This window comes from Vibrio sp. YT-19(2023) (assembly GCF_033337395.1).
This window is the reverse complement of record NZ_JAWOQN010000244.1, coordinates 1-905: the sequence shown is the minus strand read 5'-3', so window position 1 is coordinate 905 and position 905 is coordinate 1. Positions and strand designations below refer to the sequence as shown.

Annotated in this window: 1 protein-coding gene and 1 pseudogene; both read right to left on the bottom strand. The window is 49.9% G+C overall.

Annotation, left to right across the window (positions count from 1 at the left end; genetic code table 11):
- A pseudogene (gene thiH / locus R7E78_RS25160) lies at positions 1 to 176 on the bottom strand (2-iminoacetate synthase ThiH); the annotation flags it as partial.
- Between the two features lie 15 nt (positions 177 to 191).
- Positions 192 to 905 (bottom strand): thiazole synthase (locus R7E78_RS25155; RefSeq protein ID WP_318058477.1); only part of this gene is annotated, 714 nt, incomplete at its 5' end.

Here is a 905-nt window from a genome sequence, read left to right as displayed (position 1 = left end):
AGCTTTGCCATCTGCTCTAAGTACGGTTCAGCTGCAGGAGAAATCAACGCTTTAAAATCTTCCAAATCTCGTTTGGGTTTTGCTAGCGCCCTTTCCACATCCTGCGCCGTTTTGGCATAAATCGACATGGAGATGTCATCCCAATCGAGCTGCTGAAAGCGATCATAAAAGCTCATCTTGATCCCTCACTTCTACAGTTCATCGAGAAAAGCCGTTAGCGGACTCGAAGCAACGGCATGAGAAACTTTCCCTGCAAGCCCAGCTTCATAAGCCATACGACCTGACTCGACTGCCATCTTGAACGCTTTCGCCATCGCAACGGGATTACTTGCGGCAGCGATGGCCGTATTGACCAACACGGCATCCGCGCCCATTTCCATCGCTCTTGCCGCATGTGAAGGCGCACCAATTCCCGCATCCACAACAACAGGCACGTTCGCTTGGTCAATAATGATTTCTAGAAAATCGTGCGAAGCGATACCTTTGTTCGAACCAATCGGCGCACCCAATGGCATCACCGCAGCACAGCCAACTTCTTCCAGCCGTTTACATAATACCGGATCAGCATGGCAATATGGCAACACAATAAAGCCATCTCGCACGAGCTGCTCGGCAGCGGCTAAGGTTTCTATCGGATCAGGCATTAAGTATTTTGGGTCGGGATGGATCTCCAGTTTGACCCAATTTGTGCCCAACGCTTCGCGAGCAAGCTGCGCAGCAAAAACAGCATCTTTGGCATTTTTTGCGCCAGAGGAGTTCGGTAGCATATTCACACCGGCGTGAATCAGAGGCTGCAAAATGTCATCTTGCTGATCATGTACATCCACACGTTTAAGCGCCATCGTCGCGAGCTGTGAACCTGAAACCTGGATGGCTTCGGCCATTAAACGGCTATTAGAAAATTT